The following is a 20,790-nucleotide window of genomic DNA, read 5'->3' on the forward strand; positions in this document are numbered from 1 at the left end:
GGTCGGCTCAAGCGGCCGGCGTGCCCGCCGCGAGCCGCTTCGCACGCGCCTCCATCGCGAGGTAGCCCAGGGTCGCGAGGGCCAGCGGCGCCAGGTAGTAGAGCGCGCGGTAGCCGATCAGCCCGGCCAGGATCTGGCCCGGCGGCAGCCGGTGCGAGAGCAGGGCGACGAACACCGCCTCGAGCACGCCCAGGCCGGCCGGCACGTGGGTGATCACGCCCGCGACCGCGCCCACCAGCAGCACGGCCAGCACCTCGGGGTAGGGCACCTGCCGCTGCAGCAGCAGCCACACCACGCCGCCCATCAGGCACCAGTTGGTGCAGGACATCAGCAGCTGCAGCAGCGCCAGGCGCAGCGCGGGCGGCTGCCAGGCGTGGCCGCGCAGGTGCCAGGTGCGATCGCTCGCGAACGCGCACAGCGCGAGGTAGGCCGCGGCCAGCGCCAGCAGCGCCGCGCCGAGGATACGCAGGCCGGCGTTGCCGATCTTCCAGTCGGCCGGCAGGTCCAGCGGCCAGAAGCAGAAGGCGGTGCCCGCCACCACCAGGTAGCCCAGCCAGTTGGTCAGCATGCTGAAGCCCAGCACGCGCGTGATGGTGGCATTGTCCAGGCCCAGCCGCGAATACAGCCGGTAGCGGAAGGCCACGCCGCCCACCAGCGAGCCCAGGTTGAGGTTGAAGGCGTAGCTCACGAAGGTCACGGCCATCACGGTGCCGGCGCGCAGGCCGTGGCCGGTGATGTGCCGGCCCAGCAGGTCGAAGGTGCTGTAGAGCAGGAAGCTCAGCGCGACCAGGCCGCCGGCCATCGCCAGCGTCGCGGCCGGCAGGCGCGCGAACGCGGTCATCACCTCGTCCCAGTCGATGGCACGCGCCTGCTGCACCAGCAGCCAGGCCACGCCCGCGAAGAACACCCAGGTGCCGATGCGCCGGGCCCAGGGCCAGGCACGGCGCCAGGCGCTGGCGGGTTCCGCCTGCGCGGTGCTCGCAGGCGCGGTGGCCATCATGCGACCTCGGTCGGCGTCGCGCCGGCCTGTGGGATCGGCGGCGGGTCGAGCGGCTTGAGGCGCGGCGCATGGCGCGGCAGCCAGCCGGTGAGCGAGGGGTACCAGCGCAGCACGTGGAAGATGAAGAAGCTGCGCACCAGGCGCCAGCCGCTCCACTCGGTCAGGTCCTTGGCCTCGATCTGCTTGCAGCTGTGCGCCATCAGGTGGTCCAGCCGCTCGCTCAGCGTGCGGTTGAACTCGGCGTCGCGCACGATCACGTTGGCCTCGAGGTTGAGCGACAGGCTCAGCGGATCGAGGTTGCTCGAGCCCACGGTGCTCCAGCGGTCGTCCATCACCGCCACCTTGCCGTGCAGCGGCCGTTCGCAGTACTCGTAGATGCGCACGCCCGCATTCAGCAGGTGGTGGTAGAGCAGGCTGGCCGCGGTCTTGACGATCGGCATGTCGGGCTCGCCCTGCAGGATCAGCCGCACGTCGACGCCGCGCCGGGCCGCGCGCCGCATTTCCTTGATCAGCCGGTAGCCCGGAAAGAAGTAGGCGTTGGCGATCACGATGCGCTCGCGCGCGGTGCGGATCGCCGCGCGGTAGTGGCGTTCGATGTCGTTGGTGTGGCGGCGGTTGTCGCGGGTGACGAACTGCACCTGCGCCTCGCCCGCGGGTGCGTTGACCTGGTCGTGGTGGGCCGCGCGCAGCCGGCGCCGGAACCAGCTCGGCCCCTTGCCGCCCACGGCGATCGCATGCAGCACGAAGCGGTGGATCTCCGAGACGATCGGCCCGCCGATCTCGACCGCATAGTCCTGCTTGGCCTGCGGGCCGAAGTCCAGCAGATGGTCGGCCGAGTAGTTGATGCCGCCCACGAAGGCCCGCTGGCCGTCGACCACCACGATCTTGCGGTGCATGCGGCGGAACACGTTGAGCCGCTGGCCGAACACGCGCCGGCCCGGATCGAACACCCGCACCTTGACGCCCACCGAGGTCAGGCCGCCGATGAATTCCGGCGACAGGTCGGGCGAGCCGAAGCCGTCGATCATCAGGTCGACCTTGACGCCGCGCTGCGCGGCCGAACGCAGGGCCGCATGCAGGCCTTCGCCGACCTTGTCCTCGAACAGGATGAAGGTCTCGACGATGACCTCGCGCTGCGCCTCGCGGATGGCCTCGAACACGCGCGGGAAGAACTGCTCGCCGTTCTCGAGCAGCTCGAGGCGGTTGCCCTCGCTCCACTGGCGCCCGTTCACAGCTCGATCTCCGCCACCAGCGGTGCATGGTCCGACAGGTGCGACCAGGGGCGCCGCGGCAGCACCACGGGCGAATGCACGCCCGCATTGCGCACGTAGATGCGGTCCAGCGGGAGCAGGGGAAAGCGCGCGGGAAAGGTCCGGGCCGCGGCGCCGTTGGCGTGCAGGAAGACCTCGCGCAGGCCCGCGCCGTGGGCCAGCACCGCGTGCGCACGTCCGCGCCAATCGTTGAAGTCGCCGGCCACCACCAGCGGCGCATCGGGCGGCACCTCGTCGCGCACGATGTAGCAGAGCAGCTCGAGCTGCTGCTGACGGTGCGACTCGGCCAACCCCAGGTGCGCACAGATCACATGCACCTCGCCCACGCGGCCCGGCACGCGCAGGGCGCAATGCAGCAGCCCGCGCTTCTCGGGCCCGGCGATCGACACGTCGTGGTTGGTGTGGTGGACGATCGGGAATTTCGACAGCACCGCATTGCCATGGTGCCCCTTGGGATAGACCGCGTTGCGGCCGTAGGCGAACTGCGGCCACATGGTGTCGGCCAGGAATTCGTAGTGCGGCGCCTCGGGCCAGTTGCTGTGCTTGCGTGCATGGCGGTCGTGCGTGCCCTGCACCTCCTGCAGGAAGACCACGTCGGCGCCGACGGTGCGCACCGCATCGCGCAGCTCCGGCAGGATGAACTTGCGGTTGAGCGCCGTGAAGCCCTTGTGGGTGTTCACGGTCATGACCTTGAGCGATGCCGGCGCCCGCGCCAGCGGCGTGGAAGGCGGCACCGTGGCCTCGGCGGAAGGAATGGCGCTCACGGCAGGAAGAAGGAATGAGAAAGCATCCGGACGGTTGTAGGGCCCGGCGCGCGTGCGCGCTGTAGGACGCCTCACCTTCTTCGACCCATGCCCCGCCACGTCCTACAGGCGCCCGTGCCCACGCCCCACAACGGCGCACCGAAGTGGCTCCTACGGTGAATTCAGGGCGTCACGAGAGGCCCGCTCTTTCACTTTCAACATTTCCAAGGAAGACAACATGCGCACCCCCCTGATCCACGCCACCCTTCTTGCCGGCCTGATGGCGGCCGGCGCCGTCCATGCCCAGACCATGAGCACGCCCGCCCCCTCCGGCCAGCCCAGCACCGAATCGCGTGCGGGGGTGCCCAACCCCACGCAGCGCCCGGACGGCAGCATGCCGGCCTCGCGCGAGGCGGTGAAGTCCGAGGCCCGGGTGCAGAACCGCAACCCGGCCAACAGCAACACGCCGGGCGGCGAGCCCAGCACCATGACCAACAACCAGCCCAACGCCACACCGCAGGTGATGAGCGGCACCACGCGCGCCGAGGTGCGCCAGGATGCGCTCAAGACCAAGCCGCAGTTCGGCGAGAAGGGCGAACGCCCGGAAGTGCCGACCAATCCCAAGACCTCGACCGGCACGCCCAAGTAAGCAAGCTGCGCGTCGAACGGCAAGAAGCCCGCGGCATCTCGCGATGCCGCGGGCTTTTTCATGGGCCCGGTGCGATCAGCCCTTGGGCGCGGGCGGCGGCGCGCGGTGGCCGTCGGGACCGTGGCCGCGGTGACCATGGCCGCGCGGACCGTGCTTCAGCGCCTCGGTGTCGAAGGTCTTCTGCTGCTCCGGCGTGAGCGCGGCGTAGAAGGTGCGGGTCGCATCGGCGCGCTGGGCGAAGCGCGCGGCGCGTTCGCTCTGGCGGGCCTGCATGCGGTCCAGGCGCTGCGGCGTGGTCAGCTTGGCGAACTCGGCGCGGGCCGCTTCACGGTCGGCGCGGGCGGCCGGTGGTGCCGGCGGCTGCGTGGCGGTGGTGAAGGTGGTCCAGGCGCCTTCCTGGGCCGCGCTGAGCTTGAGCTTGGCCTTGAGGTCCGCCAGGTGCTTGACGCGGCGTTCCTGCATGCGTTCGAAGAACTTGCCGTCGCGCGGCTTGTGCGCGCGCTGCTCGGTGCGCGCCTCGGGTCCGGCGGGTGCGGCGGGCGGAGGCGTCTGCGCCGCGGCGGCGAAGGTGGCCGAGGCCAGCAGGCTGGCCCACAGGATGCGTTGACGTGCGGTGATCATGAGAGCATTTCCTTTCAGAGGGTGAAGGCACCGGCCTGCCGATTCGTTGCCCCCGGAAGAGGGCTCGGTGCCTGTGTCCTGCCTGTCGCCTTGTCGGCAGCAGGTGAGAGGAAGTTTGGCCGCCGCGTGTATCGGTGCCTTGGCGCCCGCGTCAACGCCGCGTGAGCGTCGGTAAAGAAGCGTGAACCGCGGCGCCCGGCTACTTGGTGCGCGCCGGCTTCAGGCCGCGGTCCGGCTGCACCAGCGTGCCCGCGCGCAGCGCCTGGACGCCGGCCGCCACGGCGCGCGCCACGTTGCGCACTTCCTCCTGCAGCTTCTCGTCGGCATCGAAGGTCTCATGGCTGGTCGCATAGGGCTCGTAGTAGCCCAGGTAGCGGTCGAGCCGCGCCTTCGGGCCCGCGTCGATCAGCCCCATCCAGTCGAGCCAGTCGCTGAGGTTGCGGCGCAGGCTCTCGATGCCGGCCACGTCGCCGTGCACCACCACCCCGTAGACCCGGCCGTCGAGGTGCTTGGGATAGTCCCAGCCCTTGAGTTCCAGTTCCTTGGCTTCCGCCGGCTTCTTGCCGTGCGTGCTGCTGGGGTCGGGGTTGCCGCCGTCGGCGCAGACCAGCCGGTCGATCATCGACTTGAGCACGCTGGGCGCCTGGTACCAGTGGGTGGGCGTGAACAGGATCACGCCGTGCGCCGACACCCATTGCTCGTAGATCTCGGCCATCCAGTCGCCGGTCTGGCGCAGCGAATGGTTGGGGTAGCAGCTGCAGGGCCAGTGGCACAGCGGCATCGCCGTCGAGACGCAGCCCTTGCAGGGATGGATGTGGCGGTCGTAGTCGGAGGTCAGCCGGCTCAGGTCGAGCACGTCGGCCTCGATGCCCGCGGCCGCGAACTCGGCCTGCGCGAGCTGCACCATGCGATGGGTCTTCGAGATCTCACCGGGGCAGGTGCCGTCGTTGCGCGGCGAGCCGTTGACCAGCAGCACCCGCGAGGGTGTCGCGGCCTGGCCCCAGGCTTCCTGCGCCTTGCGCAGCCGGCGGCTGGTCTCGAGCCACTCGACCGAGATCTCGTAGGTGGGATCCGCGAAACCCTCGCCGGCGGGCCGCGTGACCGGCGCCTTGCGGCCCTCGTCGTAGGCGTCCCAGGCGATGTCTTCCAGGCGTTTCAGCGCCGCCTGCTCGGCCCCGAAGGCCGGGTCCTGGAAGTCCTGCATGAAACGGTCGTGGAACGCTTGGCGCGCGAGGGGAGCCGGCGCCTGGCCTTTGCGGATGTCTGTCATCCGCGCAATCTAGGAGCGCCGCCGTGCTGGCCACGCATCGCCGCGGCGCGAGATGCGGTAGGCGGATGCCGACAGCCTCAGGGCGCGAGCGCGGCCAGCGCCTGGTCGATGGCCGCGGGGTCGGTGGGCCGCACCAGGCGCGCGACCTCCTGCCCGTCGCGCAGGAACACCAGCGTGGGCCAGAGCCTGACCTTGAAGGAGCGGCCCAGCGCCCGGCCGCTGCCGTCCTCGACCTTGTGGTGCGCCAGGCCAGGGTGGGCCTCGAAGGCGCGGTCCACCAGCGGCTGCGCGGCCTGGCAGTGGCCGCACCAGTTGGTGCCGAAGTCGATCACGGCGGCGCCCGGCAGGGCGTCAACCTGCGCGCGGGTCTGGGTCTCGGGGAGGTAGGGCTGGGTCATGGGGTCGTGCTCCGATCTGCCGCGATGGTGGCATGGCGGGCACGAGGGCGTCGTCAGCCGGGGCCAAAGCCCGCCGTCAGTCCAGGGCCGCGAGTTCCCACGAGACGTTCTGCCAGTCGACGCCGAAGCCGCTGCCGACGGCCTCCTTGCGCTTGAGCGCCTCGACGGCCCATTGCGCACCGGCCTGCACGCTGTCGATCAGCGGCACCGGCACCTGCGACGCGATGTCCGCCGCCATGCCCGCCAGGCCGGCGCCGCCCAGGATCACGGCCTGCGCACCGAAGCGCTCGGCCGCCTGGCAGCAGGCCTCGGCCAGCAGGCGGCGCGCGCCCACCGGGTCGGCGGCGAGCTGCGCGCCCGTGGGCGCCACCGTGTGGATGCCGGCCAGCGTCTGCGTGTGGCCCAGCGCATGGGCCAGGCGCGCGAGCATCGGGCGCCAGCGGTCGCCGCCGGTCACGATGGCGAAGCGGCCATGCCAGGCCGCGGCCGAGAACGCGGCCTCGGCCAGGCCCCCCACGGGCACGCCCGCACCTTCGCGCAGCGCGAACAGGCCCGGGTCGCCGAAGCAGCCGATCAGCACCGCGTCGGGCCGGCCGTTCTTGGCCACCTCGGCGGCCCAGGCGTCGAGCACCGCATGGTTGGCGACCGCATAGCCGGCCTCCGAAGCGATGTAGGGCGCACCGAAGCGTGCGGTGGTGGTCTGCACCGCCAGCGCGTCGCCCGCGCCGGCCTGCACATGCTGCTGCAGCAGCGCCGACACCGCGGCCGAGGTGTTGGGGTTGATCACGAGCAGTCGGGGCATCGGTCGGACCTCATCGGCGGGGGTGGAGGGAACGGCGACGCAGCAGCGCCACGCCGCCGAGCGCGATGGCCATCACGGCCAGCGAGACCAGCGTGGTGACCGTGCCCAGCGCATAGATCGCGGGCGTGGTCACGGTGGAGGTCAGCGCCTGCAGTTCGAGCGGCAGCGTGTTGACGTCGCCGATGGCCTGCGAGGTGCGCGCGATCTCGTCCCAGCTGAGCGTGAAGCCGAACATGCCCACGCCCACGATCGAGGGCCCGATCAGCGGCAGCACCACGTGGCGGAAGGTCTGCCAGGGCGTGGCGCCGAGGTCGCGCGCGGCTTCCTCGTAGGCCGGGTTGAAGCGGTTGAACACCGCGAACATGATCAAGAGGCCGAAGGGCAGGGTCCAGGTCAGGTGCGCGCCCAGCGCCGACGTGAGCAGGCCCAGCGCGGTGCCGTAGTTCTCGAGGGTGGCGGTCGCGTCCATCGCGGTGAGTGCATCCTTGATGCCGGTGTCGAGCAGCCGGAACTGTAGCCCGATGCCCAGCGACACGATGATCGACGGCATGATCAGGCTGGCCACGGTGACGAAGAACAGCAGGTTGCCGCCCGCGAGCTTCTTGCGGAAGGCCAGGCCGGCGAGCACCGACAGCGCCACGGTGAAGACCATCACCACCGCGCCCAGCATCAGCGAACGGCGGAAGGCCGCGGCGATGTCGACCGTGCCCAGGCCTTCGGCCAGCTTGTGGAACCAGTGCAGCGACACCCCGCGCAAGGGAAAGGTCAGGCCGCCCTCGGGGCCCTGGAAGCTCAGCACGAAGATGGTGATCATCGGGCCGTAGAGGAACAGCACGAAGAGCGCGAACACGAAAGCCAGCGGCCAGAAGCCGGCGGCGCGGCGTTCTCCGAGGCGGGTGCTCATCTCCGCAAGCCTCCGAATGCAAGATGGGCTTGACCGGACGCAGAAGACGCAAAGAAACGCGAAGGACGCAAAAGACTCATACGAGGAAAGATTCGAAGTCTCTCTTTTGCGTCCTCTGCCAAACCTCCGCGTCCTCTGCGTCCGGCTGCCCGTACCCTGGTCTGCATCACAGCTCCTTTCGGATGTCGACGAGCCGCGTCAGGCCCCAGATGATCATCAGCACCACGGCCAGCAGGATCATCGCGTTGGCCGCGGCCAGCGGGAACTGCAGGTAGGAGGTCTGCACCTGGATGATCTTGCCGATGGACGCGATCTGCTGGCCGCCCATCACGCCGATGGTGACGAAGTCGCCCATCACGATGGTGATCACGAAGATAGAGCCGATCAGGATGCCGGTGCGCGACAGCGGCACCACCACGTTCCACAGCGTCTGCCAGGCCGATGCGCCCGCGTCGCTCGCGGCCTCGAGCAGCGAGCGGTCGATGCGCATCATCGAGTTGAAGATCGGCACGATCATGAACATCGTGTAGAGGTGCACGAAGGCCAGCACCACCGAGAAGTCGGAGAACAGCAGCCACTCGACCGGCTGATTCACCAGGCCCAGGCCCATCAAGCCCTGGTTGACCAATCCGCTGCGCCCCAGCAGCGGCACCCACGAGATCATGCGGATCACGTTGGAGGTCCAGAAGGGCACGGTGCAGAGCACGAACAACACCGTCTGCATCGTCGACGAGCGCACGTGGAAGGCCAGGAAGTAGGCCACCGCGAAGCCGATCAGCAGCGTGAGGCCCCAGACCAGCAGGCAGAACTTGAGCGTGCTGAGGTAGGTGCTCAGCGTGACGCAGAGGTCGCCGTTGTCGGTGAGCCGCGAACAGCCCTCGAACAGGCTCAGGTAGTTGCGCAGCGTGATGGCCGGGATCAGCTCGTACTCGTTGAAGTTCCACAGGCTCACCATCGCCACCAGGGCCAGCGGGACCAGGAAGAACAGCAGGAACACCAGCGCGAAGGGCGCGGCCTGCCACCAGGCCTTGATGGCGTGCGTGGGCGAGGAGGCGGCGTGGCTGGAGGCGACAGGTGTGCTCATGGAAGCGCTGGTGATTTTTCTTCCGAGGCAAGCAGCGCGAAGCCCGTTCGTGAGACACCGCGGAACCGGCTTTGCCGGGCCGCTGGTGTCGCCCACTTACAGGGGGAGGGCGAAGCGAAGCGCAGCCTGGGGGTCGAATTTGTGGACTGCCTTCAGGCAGCCACAAATTCGTTCCACTTTCTCACCATGTATTCGTTCTCGTCCATCACCGCGTTCCAGCACGCGATGCCGCCCATGCGCTGCTCGTAGCTGCCGCCGTCGCGCACCGCGCCGACCTTGGCGATCACGTCGCCGCCCGGGCTCTTGATGTCCTGCGTGGCGGGCTTGCCCTCCATCCAGTAGGCCCACTCGTAGGCCTCCATCTTGGCCTTGGCGGTCTCGAGCACCGCGCTGTAGTAGCCCTGGCGGTTGAGGTAGGCGCCGGCCCAGCCGTCGAGGAACCAGTTGATGAACTCATAAGCGCCGTCGAGCTTCTTGCCCGACAGCGTGGCCGGCAGGCCGAAGCCCGAGGCCCAGGCGCGGTAGCCTTCCTTGAGCGGCTGGAAGGCGCAATCGATGCCCTTGCTGCGCACGGCGGTCACGGCCGGCGACCACATCGACTGGATCACCACCTCGCCCGAGGCCATCAGGTTGACCGACTCGTTGAAGTCCTTCCACAGCGCACGGAACTGGCCGGCCTTCTTGGCCTCGATCAGGGTCTTGATCGTGAGGTCGATCTCGGCCTTGGTCATGTTGCCCTTGTCGGCGTACTTGTGGATGCCCTTGGCCTCCACCACCATCGCGGCGTCCATGATGCCGATCGAGGGGATGTTCAGGATCGCGGTCTTGCCCTTGAACTCGGGGTTGAGCAGCTCGGCCCACGAGGAGATCGGACGCTTGATCAGGTCGGGCCGGATGCCCAGCGTGTCGGCGTTGTAGGTGGTCGGGATCAGCGACATGAACTGGGTCGGCGACTTGGCGAACACCTTGCTCTTCTCGCCCTCGAGGTAGATCACCTTGATCGGCGCCGTGCCCTGGTCGCCGACCTTCTTGCCCGCGACCTCGCCCTTGGTGAACAGCGAGGTGATCTTGTCGGCGTTCTTCACGCGCTTGCTGTCGATGCCCTTCAGGTTGCCCGTGGGCACGATCTTCTTCAGCGAGAAGTACTCGGTGTCGATCAGGTCGAAGCTGTTGGGCGCGGTCACGGCGCGCTTGGTCACGTCGTCGGTGGTCACGGCCACGTACTGGATCTCGATGCCGGTGTCGGCCTTGAACTTCTCGGCGATGGCCTTGTCCTGGTTCACCGCGGTGCCCAGGTAGCGCAGCACGATCTTTTCCTGCGCATGGACGAAGGGCGCCATGCCCGCGGCCAGGATGCCGGCCAGGCCGGCGCCGCCCTGGATCAGGGTGCGGCGCTGCAGGCCGGGAAGGGAAGTGTCGAGGGGTTCGGTCATGGGAAGGTCTCCGGTGGCTGTGAATTCAGGCTGAAAAGGCGGCGATGGCCGCGGTGTCGTCGCGCAGGGCCGACGAGGGGGCGGGCGCCGGCGCGGCCGGGCGCTGGACGCCGGGCCCGAGCACGCGCACGTCGGCCTCGGCCCAGGACAGGTGCACGCGCTCGCCCGGGGTCCAGAGGCGGGCCAGGAAGGCCGTTTCGCCCAGCAGCACGGACACGGCCTGGCGCGCCTTCTCGACACCCTCGCGTTCGAGCCCGATCAGCACGTAGGTGCCCTGATACTCGACGTCGGTGATGCGGGCCGGCACGCCGGTGCCGCCCTCGGCTTCGGACGCGATCCGCATGTGGTCGTTGCGCACCGCGACCGCTCCGGCCGGTGTGTCGAACACGTTGTGGCCGCCCATGAAGCGCGCGACGAACTCGCTCGCCGGGTGGTTGTAGACCTGGTGCGGCGAGCCGACCTGCTCGATCAGGCCGTGGTTCATCACCACCATGGTGTCGGCCAGCGCCATCGCCTCTTCCTGCGAATGCGTGACGTGGATGAAGGTCAGGCCCAGCGTCTTCTGCCAGCGGCGCAGCTCGGCGCGCATCTGGATGCGCAGGAAGGGGTCGAGCGCCGACAGCGGCTCGTCCAGCAGCAGCACGCGCGGCTCGGTGATCAGCGCCCGCGCCAGCGCCACCCGCTGCTGCTGGCCGCCCGAGAGTTCGCCCGGCTTGCGCTCGGCCAGGTGGCCCATGGCCACGCGCTCGAGGAGGTCGGTGGCGCGGCGCCGGCGTTCGGCCCTGGCCACCCCCTTCATCTTGAGGCTGAAGGCCACGTTGTCCACCGCCGAGAGGTGCGGGAACAGCGCGAAACTCTGGAACATCATGGCCGTGCCGCGCGCCGCGGCCGGCAGATCGGTGATGTTGCGGTTGTCCAGCAGGATGTCGCCGGCCGAGACCGACTCGTGGCCCGCGATCATGCGCAGCGTGGTGCTCTTGCCGCAGCCCGAAGGCCCCAGCAGGCAGCAGTAGCTGCCGCTCGCGATGCGCAGGTCGATGCGGTCGACCGCGGCGGGCGTGCCGGCGGCGTAGCGCTTGGTCAGCGCGACGACCTCGATGGCGGCGGAAGAGACGGTGGCGACGGCATCCATGGAAGCCGCTTCGCAAGACATGTGCCACGCCGGCTGCACCACGATCGTGCATCGGTCGGCCGCCTCGTTAACATCGGCGCCTGCCGTTCGCTTCCCCTCTCCCCCTCCCTCCCTTCCTTCCTTCTTGCCGTGGCCCCGCCAAGGTTCGCCGCGACTTCCTTCACGCCTTCCCGAAACCATGGACCTTCAGACGACGATCGGACTCGGCCTGCTCACGCTCGTGGGCGCGGTCATCGCCATGGCCGGCACGCAGCCGGAGAACCGGGTGCCCTACGCGATCCACATCACGGTGGTGACGAGCCTGGCCTACATCGTCTCGAAGCTCGGCGGCGCCTGAGCGGCCTCAGGACGGCGCCGCGAAGCGCGCCGCGGCCACGCCCTTGAGCAGGGTTTCACGCTGGGCGCGGCTGATGCCGCGGATGCCTTCGGCCACGCGCTTGAAACGCGCGGCATCGATGCTGCCGGTGGTCTGCCACTGCACCAGTTCGGCCGAAGGCTTGTGCAGCATGGCCGCCAGCCAGGCCGCCTGCGCGGGTTCGAGCGTGCGCGCGCTGCGGTTGAAGTAGCGCCTGGCCGCGGCCTCGGCGCCGCACAGCGCGCCGCCCCAGGGTGCGTTGTCGAGGTAGAGCTGCAGGATGCGCGCCTTGCCCAGCGTCTGTTCCATCTCCACCGCATAGAGCAGCTCGCGCAGCTTGCGCTCGCCGCTGCGCTCGCTGCCGGTGATCGCCAGCTTGGCCAGCTGCTGCGTGAGCGTGCTGCCGCCGCGCTCGATGCCGCCGCGCTTCTGGTTGGCCGCCAGGGCCGCGCCCAGCTCCTCGAGGTCGTAGCCCGGGTGGGTGAAGAAACGCTGGTCTTCGGCCGAGATCACGGCCCGTGCCAGCCAGCTGTCCTTGGTCAGCTTCGCGCTGGGGCCGCAGCTGCTGCGCGCGCCCAGCAGGGCTTCCGAGCCCAGGCCGTCGACGCTGAAGCCCGCGATGCGCGGCTGCAGCGCGAGCGCGCCCTCTGGCAGGCCCAGCTGGGCGCGCAGGCCCAGCGTGCCCGCGATGCGCGCCTGCTTGAGTTCGGGCAGCGTGGGCACCATCACCGCATACCAGCGGGCGATCGGCGCGTCCTCGGCATCCACGGTGAGATGCAGCGCCTGCTGCGTGAGGCGGCCGTCCCAGCGGCCCTTGAGTGCGCCGGCCATGGCGGGGTTGCCAGTCTCGGCGCCTTCGGCGCCCTCGGGCTGGGCCTCGAAGCGGCCGGCCAGCAGATTGCCGTCGCGCCGCACGGTGGCGAACAGCTGCGCCACGCGCACCGGCTGCGCGCCCAGCGCGGGCACGTTGACGCTGCAGGGCGCGCAGCGCATCTCGAGGTTTTGGCCGGCTTCATTCCAGCCCAGTTGCAGCGTGCCGCTCGAGGTGTTGATCGAATGGCCGGCCAGGTGCGGCGCGAACCAGCTCGAAGTCGCCAATCGGATGGCGGTCGGCACCCCGACCTCGAAGCGCACCGGCCCCAGCGCGATCGGTGCCGCCCATTCGCCGCTGGCCGGCGCCAGCACCAGCCGGACGATCAGCACCAGGGCGAAAAAGGCCGTCAGGCCCAGCGCCAGCAAACCCAGCAGCACGAAACGCAATGTTCTCTTCACAGCAAATGACCCACGAAATCCTCACATCGGCCGCGCCACGGTCACGGCCTGCCAGGGACCGTGCGACTGACCACCGGCCGCCGCCCAGTACCAGGCTGAAGTGTCGGTGAAAGCGCGCCCGTCGGCATCGACGATGCGCTCACAGACTCGCAGGGTTTGCCCATGCTTGCGCTGGGCCGCGAAGCAGCGCCAGAGTCGCTGTTGCGCATCCTGTTCCAGCCGCACCTGCTCCACACGGTAACCCAGCGCACGGTAGCAGTCGACCGCCGGATGCAGCATGCGCGTCGGCGCCGTGACCTGGCGCAGCACGAACATCGATTCGCCGTCGGTCCGGCGCGCGATGGCGCCGGGAAACTGCTGTGCGAAGCGCTGCTCGACCTCGCTCAGCGCCAGCGGCCGCAGCGGTGCGCCATCCCATGCGGCCGGCCATTCGTGGAAGGAAAGCGACGCCGTCGACGGCACCGCCGGCGCCTGCAGCGCCTGGGCCAGCGAGACCAGCGTGCACAGCGCCATCGCCGCGGCGAACAGGCTCTTGTGCGCGATGCGGTGCACGAAGCGGTTGGCCAGCCAGCGGTCGAGCCAGGGCAGGGCCGACAGGTTGGGCTGCGGACCGGCCGCCGGCACCGCCGAAGGCCGCGCCATGGCCACGGCGATGCCGCCGCACACGATGGCGAGCAGCAGCAGGCCCAGCGCGCCGTGCGCCCAGGGCCCGAGCGGCTGGCCCGCGCCCTCGAAGGCCACCAGGATCGCGTTGCGCACGATGTTGCCGACCAGCACCAGCAAGCCCACCAGCGGCAGCCGCGTCAGGAAGCTGCGGTCGCTGCGGCGCGCCCACAGCGCGACGGCACAGGCCGTGAAGTAACCCAGCCACACCATCTGCACGCCCGAGCAGGGCGCATCGACGATCACCAGCCGGCCGTCGACCAGCAAGGTGCTGCCCTCGCGCGACACCTCGAAGCCCGGCATCAGCAGCCAGCGGCTGGCCTCGGCCGTGAGCACGCGCAGCGGATAGCCGGCATAGAACTGCAGCGAGGACAGGAGCGGCAGCGCCAGCACCGCCAAGCCCGCCACCGGGGCCGCGGCCATGCGGCGCGGAAGGAAGGCCAGCAGGCCGCAGGCCCAGGCCAGCACCGCGAGCAGGCCCGCGGCCAGCGGCGGCAGCACCGGATGCAGCACCGTGGCGGCCAGGGTGCCGAGCGAGGCACTGAGCAGCCAGCCCAGCCGCGGCGCGGCGCGCAGCTCGCGCCGCGCCTGCCAGACCAGCGCCGCCAGCGCGGCGATCGCGAGCAGGCCCAGCGGATCGTCGGAGCCGTCACGCATGCGCTCGGCCATCCAGGTCCAGGTCGGCCAGAGCGCCAGGCCCTGCAGCGCCAGCCAGGCGGTGGCAGGCACGCGGTCGAGCCGGATCCCGCCGTCGATGAAGCGCGGATGGGTGGAGGCGATGGAAGCCAGCGACATGTCAAAACTCCGGGTCACGGTCAAGAAAGAAGGACGGCGTTCGGCACAGCCGTCGCGTGAAGCCCCGCTTTTTCCAGGGACACCGCGGAACCGGCTTTGCCGGGCCGCCGGTGTCGCCCCCGGAAGGGGGAGGGCGCTGCCACACGCAGTGGGCAAGCCTGGGGGTGAGCCCGATCAAGAGGTGAAGCGACGCGTGTCGTTGCGGCGCGCGCGGCGGCGCAGCATGGCCAGCATCGCGAGCACCACCGCCACCGCGCCCAGCATCTCGGGTTCGGGCGTGCTGGGCACTTCGGCGCCCAGGGCCTGGCCCACCGCGCTGTCTTCCACGCCCTTGGGCAGCGGCGAGGGCTGGTCGACGCCGGCCGCGTTCTGCGGCGCCGGGTTGCGCACCACCTTGTCCACCGCGATGAAGCTGGTGTACTGCGTGAGCAGGCTGTACTTCAAGCCCAGTTCGGTGATGCGCTTGGCGAAGGCGTCGCCGCCCTCGAGCGATTCCTGATCGCTGAGCGCGGCGATGCGGTGGCGTGCCCACAAGGAGCGCAGCGCGGCGGCGTTCTGCGGCGTGCGGCCGTCGATCTCGACCTCTTCACGGTAGGGGCCGCTGGCGCTCTGGCCTTCGATCACCACCCGGCCGCGGGCTTCGCCGCGCCACTTGCCGAACACGATCACCGGGCGCTCGCCCAGCACGTCGGGCAGCACGCTCGGTTCGACGTCGTACACGTCGAGGCCGCCGAAGGTGGCACGCACGTTGGTCAGCACCGGCGACTCGACCATGCGGCGGAAGCGCGCCGCCTGCTCGGGCGCCTGGATCGGGTCGGTGATGATGAAGGGCTCGCCCATGCCGGCGCGGGCCAGGCCTTCCATCAGGTGACGGTTGACGGAGGAGCCGATGCCGAAGGCGAACAGGTTGGCCTTCGAGAGGTTGCGCCGCACGAGATCGAAGGCCTCGCGTTCGACGTCGACATAACCGTCGGTCACGACCACCACGGTGCGCGACACGTTGGGTGCCTTGGGTTCGGCGTAGACGCGCTTGAGGGCGGGGATCAGCTCGGTGCTGCCGCTGCCGCTGTAGTTCTTGATCGTGGCCAGCGCCTGCTCGATGTTGGCGCGCGAGGCCGGCACCGACTTCGGCGACAGCATCTTGTTGCTGCCCGAGAACAGCATCACGTTGAAGGTGTCGCTGGGGCGCAGGCCGCCGATCAGGCGCTCGAGCACGGTCTTGGCGGTGTCGAGCGGAAAGCCGTGCATCGAGCCCGAGATGTCGACCACGAAGATGTAGTCGCGCGGCGAGATCGCGCTGGCCGCCACCGACTTGGGCGGCTCGACCATCGCGAGGAAGAAGTTCTCCGCGCCTTCACCCTGGCCCTTGTAGAGCATCAGGCCCGATTCGATCTTCTCGCCGGCCAGCCGGTAGTCGAGCACGAAGTCGCGGTTCGAGGCGGACTCCGGCGTGGCGGTGAGCGCGACGTTCGCATGGCGGTCGGCATCGCTCTTCTTCACATCGATCGCATGCGTGGCCGAGCGCACTTCCTTCAAGCCCATGGGCGTGTCGAGCGCGACCTTGAGCTGGAAGCCCGCGTTCGAGGGCACGCCCGCATGCAGCACCGGCTGTGCCACGTTCCGCAGCGGCGAGCTTTCCGCCGCCGCCGGGCTGCGGTAGCGCGGCCCCACCACGGTCGGGAACACGAACTGGTAGTTGCCCGCGTTGGGCACCAGCAGTTCGGTGTAGCGCAGTTCGACCTTGACCTCGTCGTTGGGCAGGATGTTGGCCACGTTCATCTGGAACACGTTGGGCAGGTGCTGCTCGAGCAGCGCCGCGGTCTTGCCTTCCTTCTTGGCCGCGTCGTACTCGATGCGCGCCTGCTGCTTCTCGCGGATCTGCGCGGTGATCAGCCGATCGGCCAGGCGCACGTTGAGTCCGTTGACCGCGGCCTTGGTCGAGCCGGGGAACACGTAGCGTGCTTCGATCGCGCGCTGGCCTTCGTTGCGGTAGGTCTGCGTGACCGTCACGTCGGCGATCACGCCGGAGATCTTCACGTCGACCGCGGTGTTCTTCAGCGGCAGCTGGTCGACCGCCGGGTCGTCGCTCTTGACGAAGAAGTAGGGGCTCTCGGTCTTCTCACGCGGCGCGGCCTCCTGCGCATGCAATGGCTGCGCGGTGAGCGCCACGAAGGCGGTGGTGGCCAGGGCCAGGGTGCCGGCCCAGAGCCAGCGTCCGGGTCGCGAGGTGTGGTGTTGCATGACGTCGTTCCTTCTTGGGTGCTTGCTTGCTTGCTGCTGCGTTTCCCCTTGGCGGGGCACGGGAAGGACTGTCGGACGCGCAGGGGAAGGCGGTGCGAAGGGACGGCGTGCTGTGTGAAGTCTGCGTGAAGTGCGTGTGCGCGGCGCCTTCATACGGCCTTCCAACGCCGAGGCGAGCATCGGCGCATCGCCACCACGGCCTCGCCCCCAGGGGACAACAACATGCTTTTCCAGATGCTTCGCAACTCCATCCTCACCAAGGTGCTCGGACTGATCGTGCTGACCTTGCTGCTGTGCATCCCGCTCAGCGAGATCGACACGCTCAACCGCGGCCGCGGTGACAGCCAGCGCGAAGCCGCCGAGGAGCTCGCGAGCACCTACACCGGCCCGCAGACCGTGATCGGCCCGGTGCTGGTCGTGCCCTACACCGAACGCTGGAACGAACTGCAGCGCAACAGCAGCGGCAAGGCGATCGGCACCGTGCAGCGCAGCGCCCAGCGCGTACACCTGGTGTTCCCCGACAAGCTGCACATCGAGGGCGCGCTGGCGCCACAGGAGCGCTACCGCGGCATCTTCAAGATCCCGTTCTATGCCCTCGACGCCACGCTGAGCGGCGGCTTCGCGCCCTTCGAATCGCGCAAGGTGCAGCGCCTGGGGCCGGACACCAACCTGGAGTTCCGCACGCCCTATGTGGTGTTCAACCTGAGCGACCTGCGCGGGCTCGACGGCTCGCCCACGCTCACGATGCAGGGCGAGACGCTGCGCTTCGCGCAACGCATGCCCGGCCTGTCGGACCAGGCCTTCGGTGCCGGCATCCACGCACCGCTGGGCGGTGCCGCGCTCACGGCCTGGCTCGACGGCAAGGCGCTGCCCTTCGAGATGAAGGTCGGCGTGGTCGGCCAGGAGACGCTGTCGCTGGTGCCCATCGCCGACGAGACCACCGCGCACCTGCAGTCGCCCTGGGCGCATCCGCGCTTCGGCGGCCGCTTCCTCGCGGCCGAACGCAGCATCGACGCCAAGGGCTTCGATGCACGCTGGCGCGTGTCTTCTCTGGTGAGTTCGGCGCGCGAGCAGGTGCGCGCGGGCTGGCTCGACGACCGTGCCACGGCCAGCGCTTCGGCGGTCGACGTGGCGCGCGCCGCGCCGGCCCGTGGGGATTCGGTGGCGGTCGAGGCCATGGCATCGACCACGCATGCCGCGCCGCCGGCGGGCCCACTGCAGACCTTCGACGTTTCGCTGGCCCAGCCGCTCAACGTCTATGCGATGTCCACCCGCGCCGGCAAGTACGGCGCGCTGTTCATCGGCCTGGTGCTGATGGCCGCCTTCATGGCCGAGCTGTTCGGCCGGCTGCGGCTGCACACGGTGCAGTACGGCCTGGTCGGCCTGTCGATCGCGCTGTTCTTCCTGCTGCTGCTGGCCCTGTCCGAGAAGCTCGCCTTCGGCCTCGCGTATGCGGCCGCGGCGGGCGCGAGCGTGGCGCTGCTGGCCATCTACTTCAGCGCCGCGCTGGGCGGCTGGCGGCGCGGCATGGGCTTCGGTGCCTATGTGGCGGTGCTCTACGCCGCGCTCTACGGCCTGCTGGCCTCGGAAAGCAACGCGCTGTTACTGGGCGCCCTGCTGACCTTCGGTATGCTGGCCGCCCTGATGCTTGCAACCCGCAAGGTCGACTGGTATGCGCTTTCGCGCAGCAATACCCAGGTACTCCCGGAAAGCCAGGAACCGATGCGCCCCGCGGCGACTCCGACCGAGCCGACCCCGCGCTGATCTCCCGAACTCCCGATGGCTTCTCTCCCTTCTCCCACTCCCTCCGATCGCGCGGCCCGGCGCCGCCGCACGCTGCGCATCGGCGCCATCGCCGGCGCAGCGGCCGTCGTGGTGCTGCTCGCCGCCGGCGGCATCGCCTGGCGCACCATCGACGCGAAGCTGCCCGACGTCTCGGCGCTGGCCGACTACCAACCCAAGCTGCCGCTGCGGGTGTACACGGCCGACGGCCAGCTGATCGGCGAGTTCGGCGAAGAGCGGCGCCAGCTGGTGCCCATCGATGCCGTGCCCAAGGTGCTCAAGGACGCGGTGCTGGCGGTCGAGGATGCGCGCTTCTACGAGCACGGCGGCATCGACGCCAAGGGCATCGCGCGTGCGCTGCTGTCGAACCTGCGCCACGGCACGCGCCAGGGCGCATCGACCATCACGCAGCAGGTCGCGCGCAACGTCTACCTGAGCTCGGAGCAGACCTATTCGCGCAAGGTCTCCGAAGCGCTGCTGGCGCTGCGGCTGGAGCGGCAGCTGAGCAAGGACCAGATCCTCGAGATCTACCTGAACCAGATCTACCTGGGGCAGCGTTCCTACGGCTTCGCCGCCGCGTCGGAGGCCTACTTCGGCAAGCCGCTGAAGGACATCACGATCGCCCAGGCCGCGATGCTGGCCGGTCTGCCGAAGGCACCGCGCAGCGCCAACCCGATGAGCAACCCGCGCCGCGCGCGCACGCGCCAGCTGCACGTGCTCGCGCGCATGCAGGAGACCGGTGCGATCACCGCGGCGCAGGCCACCGAGGCCGCGGCCGAGCCGCTGCAGTTGCGCGACGCGGCCGACCCGCGGCAACTGCACGCCGAGTACGTGGCCGAGTCGGTGCGGCGCACGCTGTTCGCGCAGTACGGCGACAGCACCTACACGCGCGGGCTCAAGGCCTACACCACGCTGGTCGCGACCGACCAGACGGCCGCCTACCGTTCGCTGCGCAAGGGCATCCTCGACTACGAACGGCGCCAGCCCTACCGCGGCCCCGAAGCCTTCGTCGAACTGCCCACCGAAGCCGACGCGCTCGACGATGCGGTGGAAGATGCATTGGCCGACCATCCCGACAACGGCGACGTGATCGCCGCCGTGGTGCTGTCGGCCAGCGCGAAGAACCTGGTCGCGGTGCGCGCCAACGGCGACCTGCTGACCCTGTCGGGCGAAGGCCTGCAGGCCGCGCGCGCCGCGCTGTCGGAGAAAGCCCCGGCCACGCTGCGGCTGCGCCGCGGCGCGGTGATCCGTGTCGCGAAGAACGCCAAGGACGATTGGGAGATTGTTCAGCTGCCCGAGGTCGAAGGCGCCTTCGTCGCGCTCGACCCGCGCAACGGCGCGGTCAAGGCGCTGGTGGGCGGCTTCGATTTCGGCAAGAGCAAGTTCGACCACGTGACGCAGGCCTGGCGCCAGCCGGGCTCGAGCTTCAAGCCCTTCATCTACTCGGCCGCGCTGGAAAAGGGCTTCACGCCCACCACCGTGGTGAACGATGCGCCGATGGTCTTCGATGCCGCGGCCAACGGCGGCCAGGCCTGGGAGCCGAAGAACTTCGAAGGCACCTTCGAAGGGCCGATGAGCCTGCGCAGCGCCTTGATGGCGTCCAAGAACATGGTGACCCTGCGCGTGATGCAGTCGATCGGCCCGAACTATGCGCAGGACTGGGTCACGCGCTTCGGCTTCGAGCGCGAGAAGCAGCCGGCCAACCTGCCGATGGCGCTGGGCGCGGGTTCGGTCACGCCGATGCAGATGGCCGCGGCCTATGCGGTGTTCGCCAACGGCGGCTACCGGGTGAGCCCGCAGCTCATCACGCGCGTCACCGACGCGCGCGACCGCGTGCTGACCGAGAACGCGCCGCCGGTGCTGGACGAATCGACGCGTGCCATCCCGGCGCGCAATGCCTTCGTGATGAACACGCTGCTCAACAGCGTGATGAAGGGCGGCACCGGCAGCAAGGCCTGGCAGGCGCTGCGCCGCGACGACCTCTACGGCAAGACCGGCACCACCAACGATTCGCTCGACACCTGGTTCGCCGGCTTCCAGCCCGGCCTGGTGGGTGTGGCCTGGATCGGCTACGACATGCCGCGCCGGCTGGGCGTGCGCGGCGAGACCGGCGGCAGCCTGAGCCTGCCGGTGTGGACCGGCTTCATGAAGACCGCGCTGCAGGGCACGCCGGTGGTCGAGCCGACCGCGCCCGAGGGCCTGGTGCAGCTCGACGGCAACTGGTACTTCGACGACTTCACGCCCGGCCACAGCGTGGCCACGCTGGGCATGGAAGACGGCGACACGCCGCCGGCCGAAACGCTCACCGGCGCACCGATCGGCACGCCGCCGTCGAACGAGGAACGCAAGAGCATCCTCGACATGTTCCGCTAGCG

The 20,790-nt window shown here is 69.8% G+C and carries 18 protein-coding genes; 4 read left to right on the forward strand and 14 right to left on the reverse strand.

The genetic code is table 11. The annotated features are described in order from the left end of the window. Positions 1–7: 7 nt before the first annotated feature. From QTI20_RS27400 to QTI20_RS27410, 3 genes are read right to left on the reverse strand one after another with little or no spacing between them, the layout of a single operon-like run. Positions 8–997, reverse strand: a complete 990-nt coding sequence (locus tag QTI20_RS27400; protein WP_286555165.1) for a lysylphosphatidylglycerol synthase domain-containing protein — start codon at positions 995–997, stop codon at positions 8–10. Beyond that, positions 997–2,232 (reverse strand): cardiolipin synthase ClsB, encoded by a 1,236-nt coding sequence (gene clsB / locus QTI20_RS27405; protein WP_183028513.1) that lies wholly within the window; start codon positions 2,230–2,232, stop codon positions 997–999. Before clsB ends, QTI20_RS27400 begins: the two co-directional genes overlap by 1 nt. Then, complete coding sequence (locus tag QTI20_RS27410) at positions 2,229–2,957, reverse strand: endonuclease/exonuclease/phosphatase family protein (RefSeq protein ID WP_286555658.1); 729 nt, start codon at positions 2,955–2,957, stop codon at positions 2,229–2,231. Before QTI20_RS27410 ends, clsB begins: the two co-directional genes overlap by 4 nt. A gap of 295 nt (positions 2,958–3,252) precedes the next feature. Here QTI20_RS27410 and QTI20_RS27415 point away from each other — a divergent pair, with 295 nt between their 5' ends. Next, on the forward strand, positions 3,253–3,663 hold the full coding sequence (locus QTI20_RS27415; RefSeq protein ID WP_286555164.1) for a serine/threonine protein kinase: 411 nt from the start codon (positions 3,253–3,255) through the stop codon (positions 3,661–3,663). A gap of 75 nt (positions 3,664–3,738) precedes the next feature. On the opposite strand, the gene QTI20_RS27420 is transcribed toward QTI20_RS27415, so the two are convergent. The 8 genes from QTI20_RS27420 to QTI20_RS27455 form a co-directional block, all read right to left on the reverse strand. Continuing rightward, the gene (locus QTI20_RS27420) at positions 3,739–4,284 is read right to left on the reverse strand and encodes a Spy/CpxP family protein refolding chaperone (protein ID WP_286555162.1); all 546 of its coding nucleotides are present in this window, start codon (positions 4,282–4,284) and stop codon (positions 3,739–3,741) included. Positions 4,285–4,483: 199 nt separating this feature from the next. After that, the gene (locus QTI20_RS27425) at positions 4,484–5,554 is read right to left on the reverse strand and encodes a flavodoxin family protein (protein WP_286555161.1); all 1,071 of its coding nucleotides are present in this window, start codon (positions 5,552–5,554) and stop codon (positions 4,484–4,486) included. A 77-nt stretch (positions 5,555–5,631) separates the two neighbouring features. Beyond that, positions 5,632–5,952, reverse strand: a complete 321-nt coding sequence (locus tag QTI20_RS27430; RefSeq protein WP_183028509.1) for a thioredoxin family protein — start codon at positions 5,950–5,952, stop codon at positions 5,632–5,634. 76 nt (positions 5,953–6,028) lie between these two features. Continuing rightward, positions 6,029–6,754: an aspartate/glutamate racemase family protein gene (locus QTI20_RS27435; protein WP_286555160.1), complete on the reverse strand. Its 726-nt coding sequence runs from the start codon at positions 6,752–6,754 to the stop codon at positions 6,029–6,031. A 10-nt stretch (positions 6,755–6,764) separates the two neighbouring features. Beyond that, positions 6,765–7,658, reverse strand: coding sequence for an ABC transporter permease (locus tag QTI20_RS27440; RefSeq protein ID WP_286555158.1), 894 nt, complete (start codon positions 7,656–7,658; stop codon positions 6,765–6,767). 166 nt (positions 7,659–7,824) lie between these two features. Beyond that, positions 7,825–8,742, reverse strand: coding sequence for an ABC transporter permease (locus QTI20_RS27445; protein ID WP_286555157.1), 918 nt, complete (start codon positions 8,740–8,742; stop codon positions 7,825–7,827). A gap of 152 nt (positions 8,743–8,894) precedes the next feature. Next, positions 8,895–10,175, reverse strand: coding sequence for an ABC transporter substrate-binding protein (locus QTI20_RS27450; protein WP_286555155.1), 1,281 nt, complete (start codon positions 10,173–10,175; stop codon positions 8,895–8,897). Positions 10,176–10,200: 25 nt separating this feature from the next. Next, entirely contained in the window at positions 10,201–11,307 is a 1,107-nt protein-coding gene (locus tag QTI20_RS27455) for an ABC transporter ATP-binding protein (RefSeq protein WP_286555154.1), read from the reverse strand. A gap of 178 nt (positions 11,308–11,485) precedes the next feature. On the opposite strand from QTI20_RS27455, the gene QTI20_RS27460 reads away from it, so the two are divergent. Next, positions 11,486–11,644 (forward strand): hypothetical protein, encoded by a 159-nt coding sequence (locus QTI20_RS27460; RefSeq protein WP_286555153.1) that lies wholly within the window; start codon positions 11,486–11,488, stop codon positions 11,642–11,644. Positions 11,645–11,650: 6 nt separating this feature from the next. On the opposite strand, the gene QTI20_RS27465 is transcribed toward QTI20_RS27460, so the two are convergent. From QTI20_RS27465 to QTI20_RS27475, 3 genes are all read right to left on the reverse strand, one after another. Continuing rightward, positions 11,651–12,913 carry a biosynthetic peptidoglycan transglycosylase gene (locus QTI20_RS27465; protein ID WP_286555151.1) on the reverse strand — a complete coding sequence of 421 codons (1,263 nt, stop codon included), beginning with the start codon at positions 12,911–12,913 and terminating at the stop codon, positions 11,651–11,653. A gap of 42 nt (positions 12,914–12,955) precedes the next feature. Further along, entirely contained in the window at positions 12,956–14,392 is a 1,437-nt protein-coding gene (gene xrtQ, locus QTI20_RS27470) for an exosortase Q, long form (RefSeq protein ID WP_286555149.1), read from the reverse strand. Between the two features lie 174 nt (positions 14,393–14,566). Continuing rightward, positions 14,567–16,633 carry a VIT and vWA domain-containing protein gene (locus QTI20_RS27475; RefSeq protein ID WP_286555148.1) on the reverse strand — a complete coding sequence of 689 codons (2,067 nt, stop codon included), beginning with the start codon at positions 16,631–16,633 and terminating at the stop codon, positions 14,567–14,569. 222 nt (positions 16,634–16,855) lie between these two features. Here QTI20_RS27475 and creD point away from each other — a divergent pair, with 222 nt between their 5' ends. Both creD and QTI20_RS27485 read left to right on the forward strand, forming a co-directional pair. Then, positions 16,856–18,397, forward strand: coding sequence for a cell envelope integrity protein CreD (creD, locus tag QTI20_RS27480; protein WP_286574308.1), 1,542 nt, complete (start codon positions 16,856–16,858; stop codon positions 18,395–18,397). 15 nt (positions 18,398–18,412) lie between these two features. Continuing rightward, on the forward strand, positions 18,413–20,788 hold the full coding sequence (locus QTI20_RS27485; RefSeq protein WP_286555145.1) for a penicillin-binding protein 1A: 2,376 nt from the start codon (positions 18,413–18,415) through the stop codon (positions 20,786–20,788). Positions 20,789–20,790 lie beyond the last annotated feature (2 nt).

The organism is Variovorax sp. J2P1-31 (assembly GCF_030317215.1).
GTDB lineage: Bacteria > Pseudomonadota > Gammaproteobacteria > Burkholderiales > Burkholderiaceae_C > Variovorax.

Bases quoted from the DNA above. Each gene is read 5' to 3' on its own strand.
- QTI20_RS27400 (WP_286555165.1), bottom strand. From the start codon at position 997: ATGGCCACCGCGCCTGCGAGCACCGCGCAGGCGGAACCCGCCAGCGCC.
- QTI20_RS27410 (WP_286555658.1), bottom strand. From the start codon at position 2,957: ATGACCGTGAACACCCACAAGGGCTTCACGGCGCTCAACCGCAAGTTC.
- QTI20_RS27415 (WP_286555164.1), top strand. From the start codon at position 3,253: ATGCGCACCCCCCTGATCCACGCCACCCTTCTTGCCGGCCTGATGGCG.
- QTI20_RS27420 (WP_286555162.1), bottom strand. From the start codon at position 4,284: ATGATCACCGCACGTCAACGCATCCTGTGGGCCAGCCTGCTGGCCTCG.
- QTI20_RS27425 (WP_286555161.1), bottom strand. From the start codon at position 5,554: ATGACAGACATCCGCAAAGGCCAGGCGCCGGCTCCCCTCGCGCGCCAA.
- QTI20_RS27430 (WP_183028509.1), bottom strand. From the start codon at position 5,952: ATGACCCAGCCCTACCTCCCCGAGACCCAGACCCGCGCGCAGGTTGAC.
- QTI20_RS27435 (WP_286555160.1), bottom strand. From the start codon at position 6,754: ATGCCCCGACTGCTCGTGATCAACCCCAACACCTCGGCCGCGGTGTCG.
- QTI20_RS27440 (WP_286555158.1), bottom strand. From the start codon at position 7,658: ATGAGCACCCGCCTCGGAGAACGCCGCGCCGCCGGCTTCTGGCCGCTG.
- QTI20_RS27445 (WP_286555157.1), bottom strand. From the start codon at position 8,742: ATGAGCACACCTGTCGCCTCCAGCCACGCCGCCTCCTCGCCCACGCAC.
- QTI20_RS27450 (WP_286555155.1), bottom strand. From the start codon at position 10,175: ATGACCGAACCCCTCGACACTTCCCTTCCCGGCCTGCAGCGCCGCACC.
- QTI20_RS27455 (WP_286555154.1), bottom strand. From the start codon at position 11,307: ATGGATGCCGTCGCCACCGTCTCTTCCGCCGCCATCGAGGTCGTCGCG.
- QTI20_RS27460 (WP_286555153.1), top strand. From the start codon at position 11,486: ATGGACCTTCAGACGACGATCGGACTCGGCCTGCTCACGCTCGTGGGC.
- xrtQ (WP_286555149.1), bottom strand. From the start codon at position 14,392: ATGTCGCTGGCTTCCATCGCCTCCACCCATCCGCGCTTCATCGACGGC.
- QTI20_RS27475 (WP_286555148.1), bottom strand. From the start codon at position 16,633: ATGCAACACCACACCTCGCGACCCGGACGCTGGCTCTGGGCCGGCACC.
- creD (WP_286574308.1), top strand. From the start codon at position 16,856: ATGCTTTTCCAGATGCTTCGCAACTCCATCCTCACCAAGGTGCTCGGA.
- QTI20_RS27485 (WP_286555145.1), top strand. From the start codon at position 18,413: ATGGCTTCTCTCCCTTCTCCCACTCCCTCCGATCGCGCGGCCCGGCGC.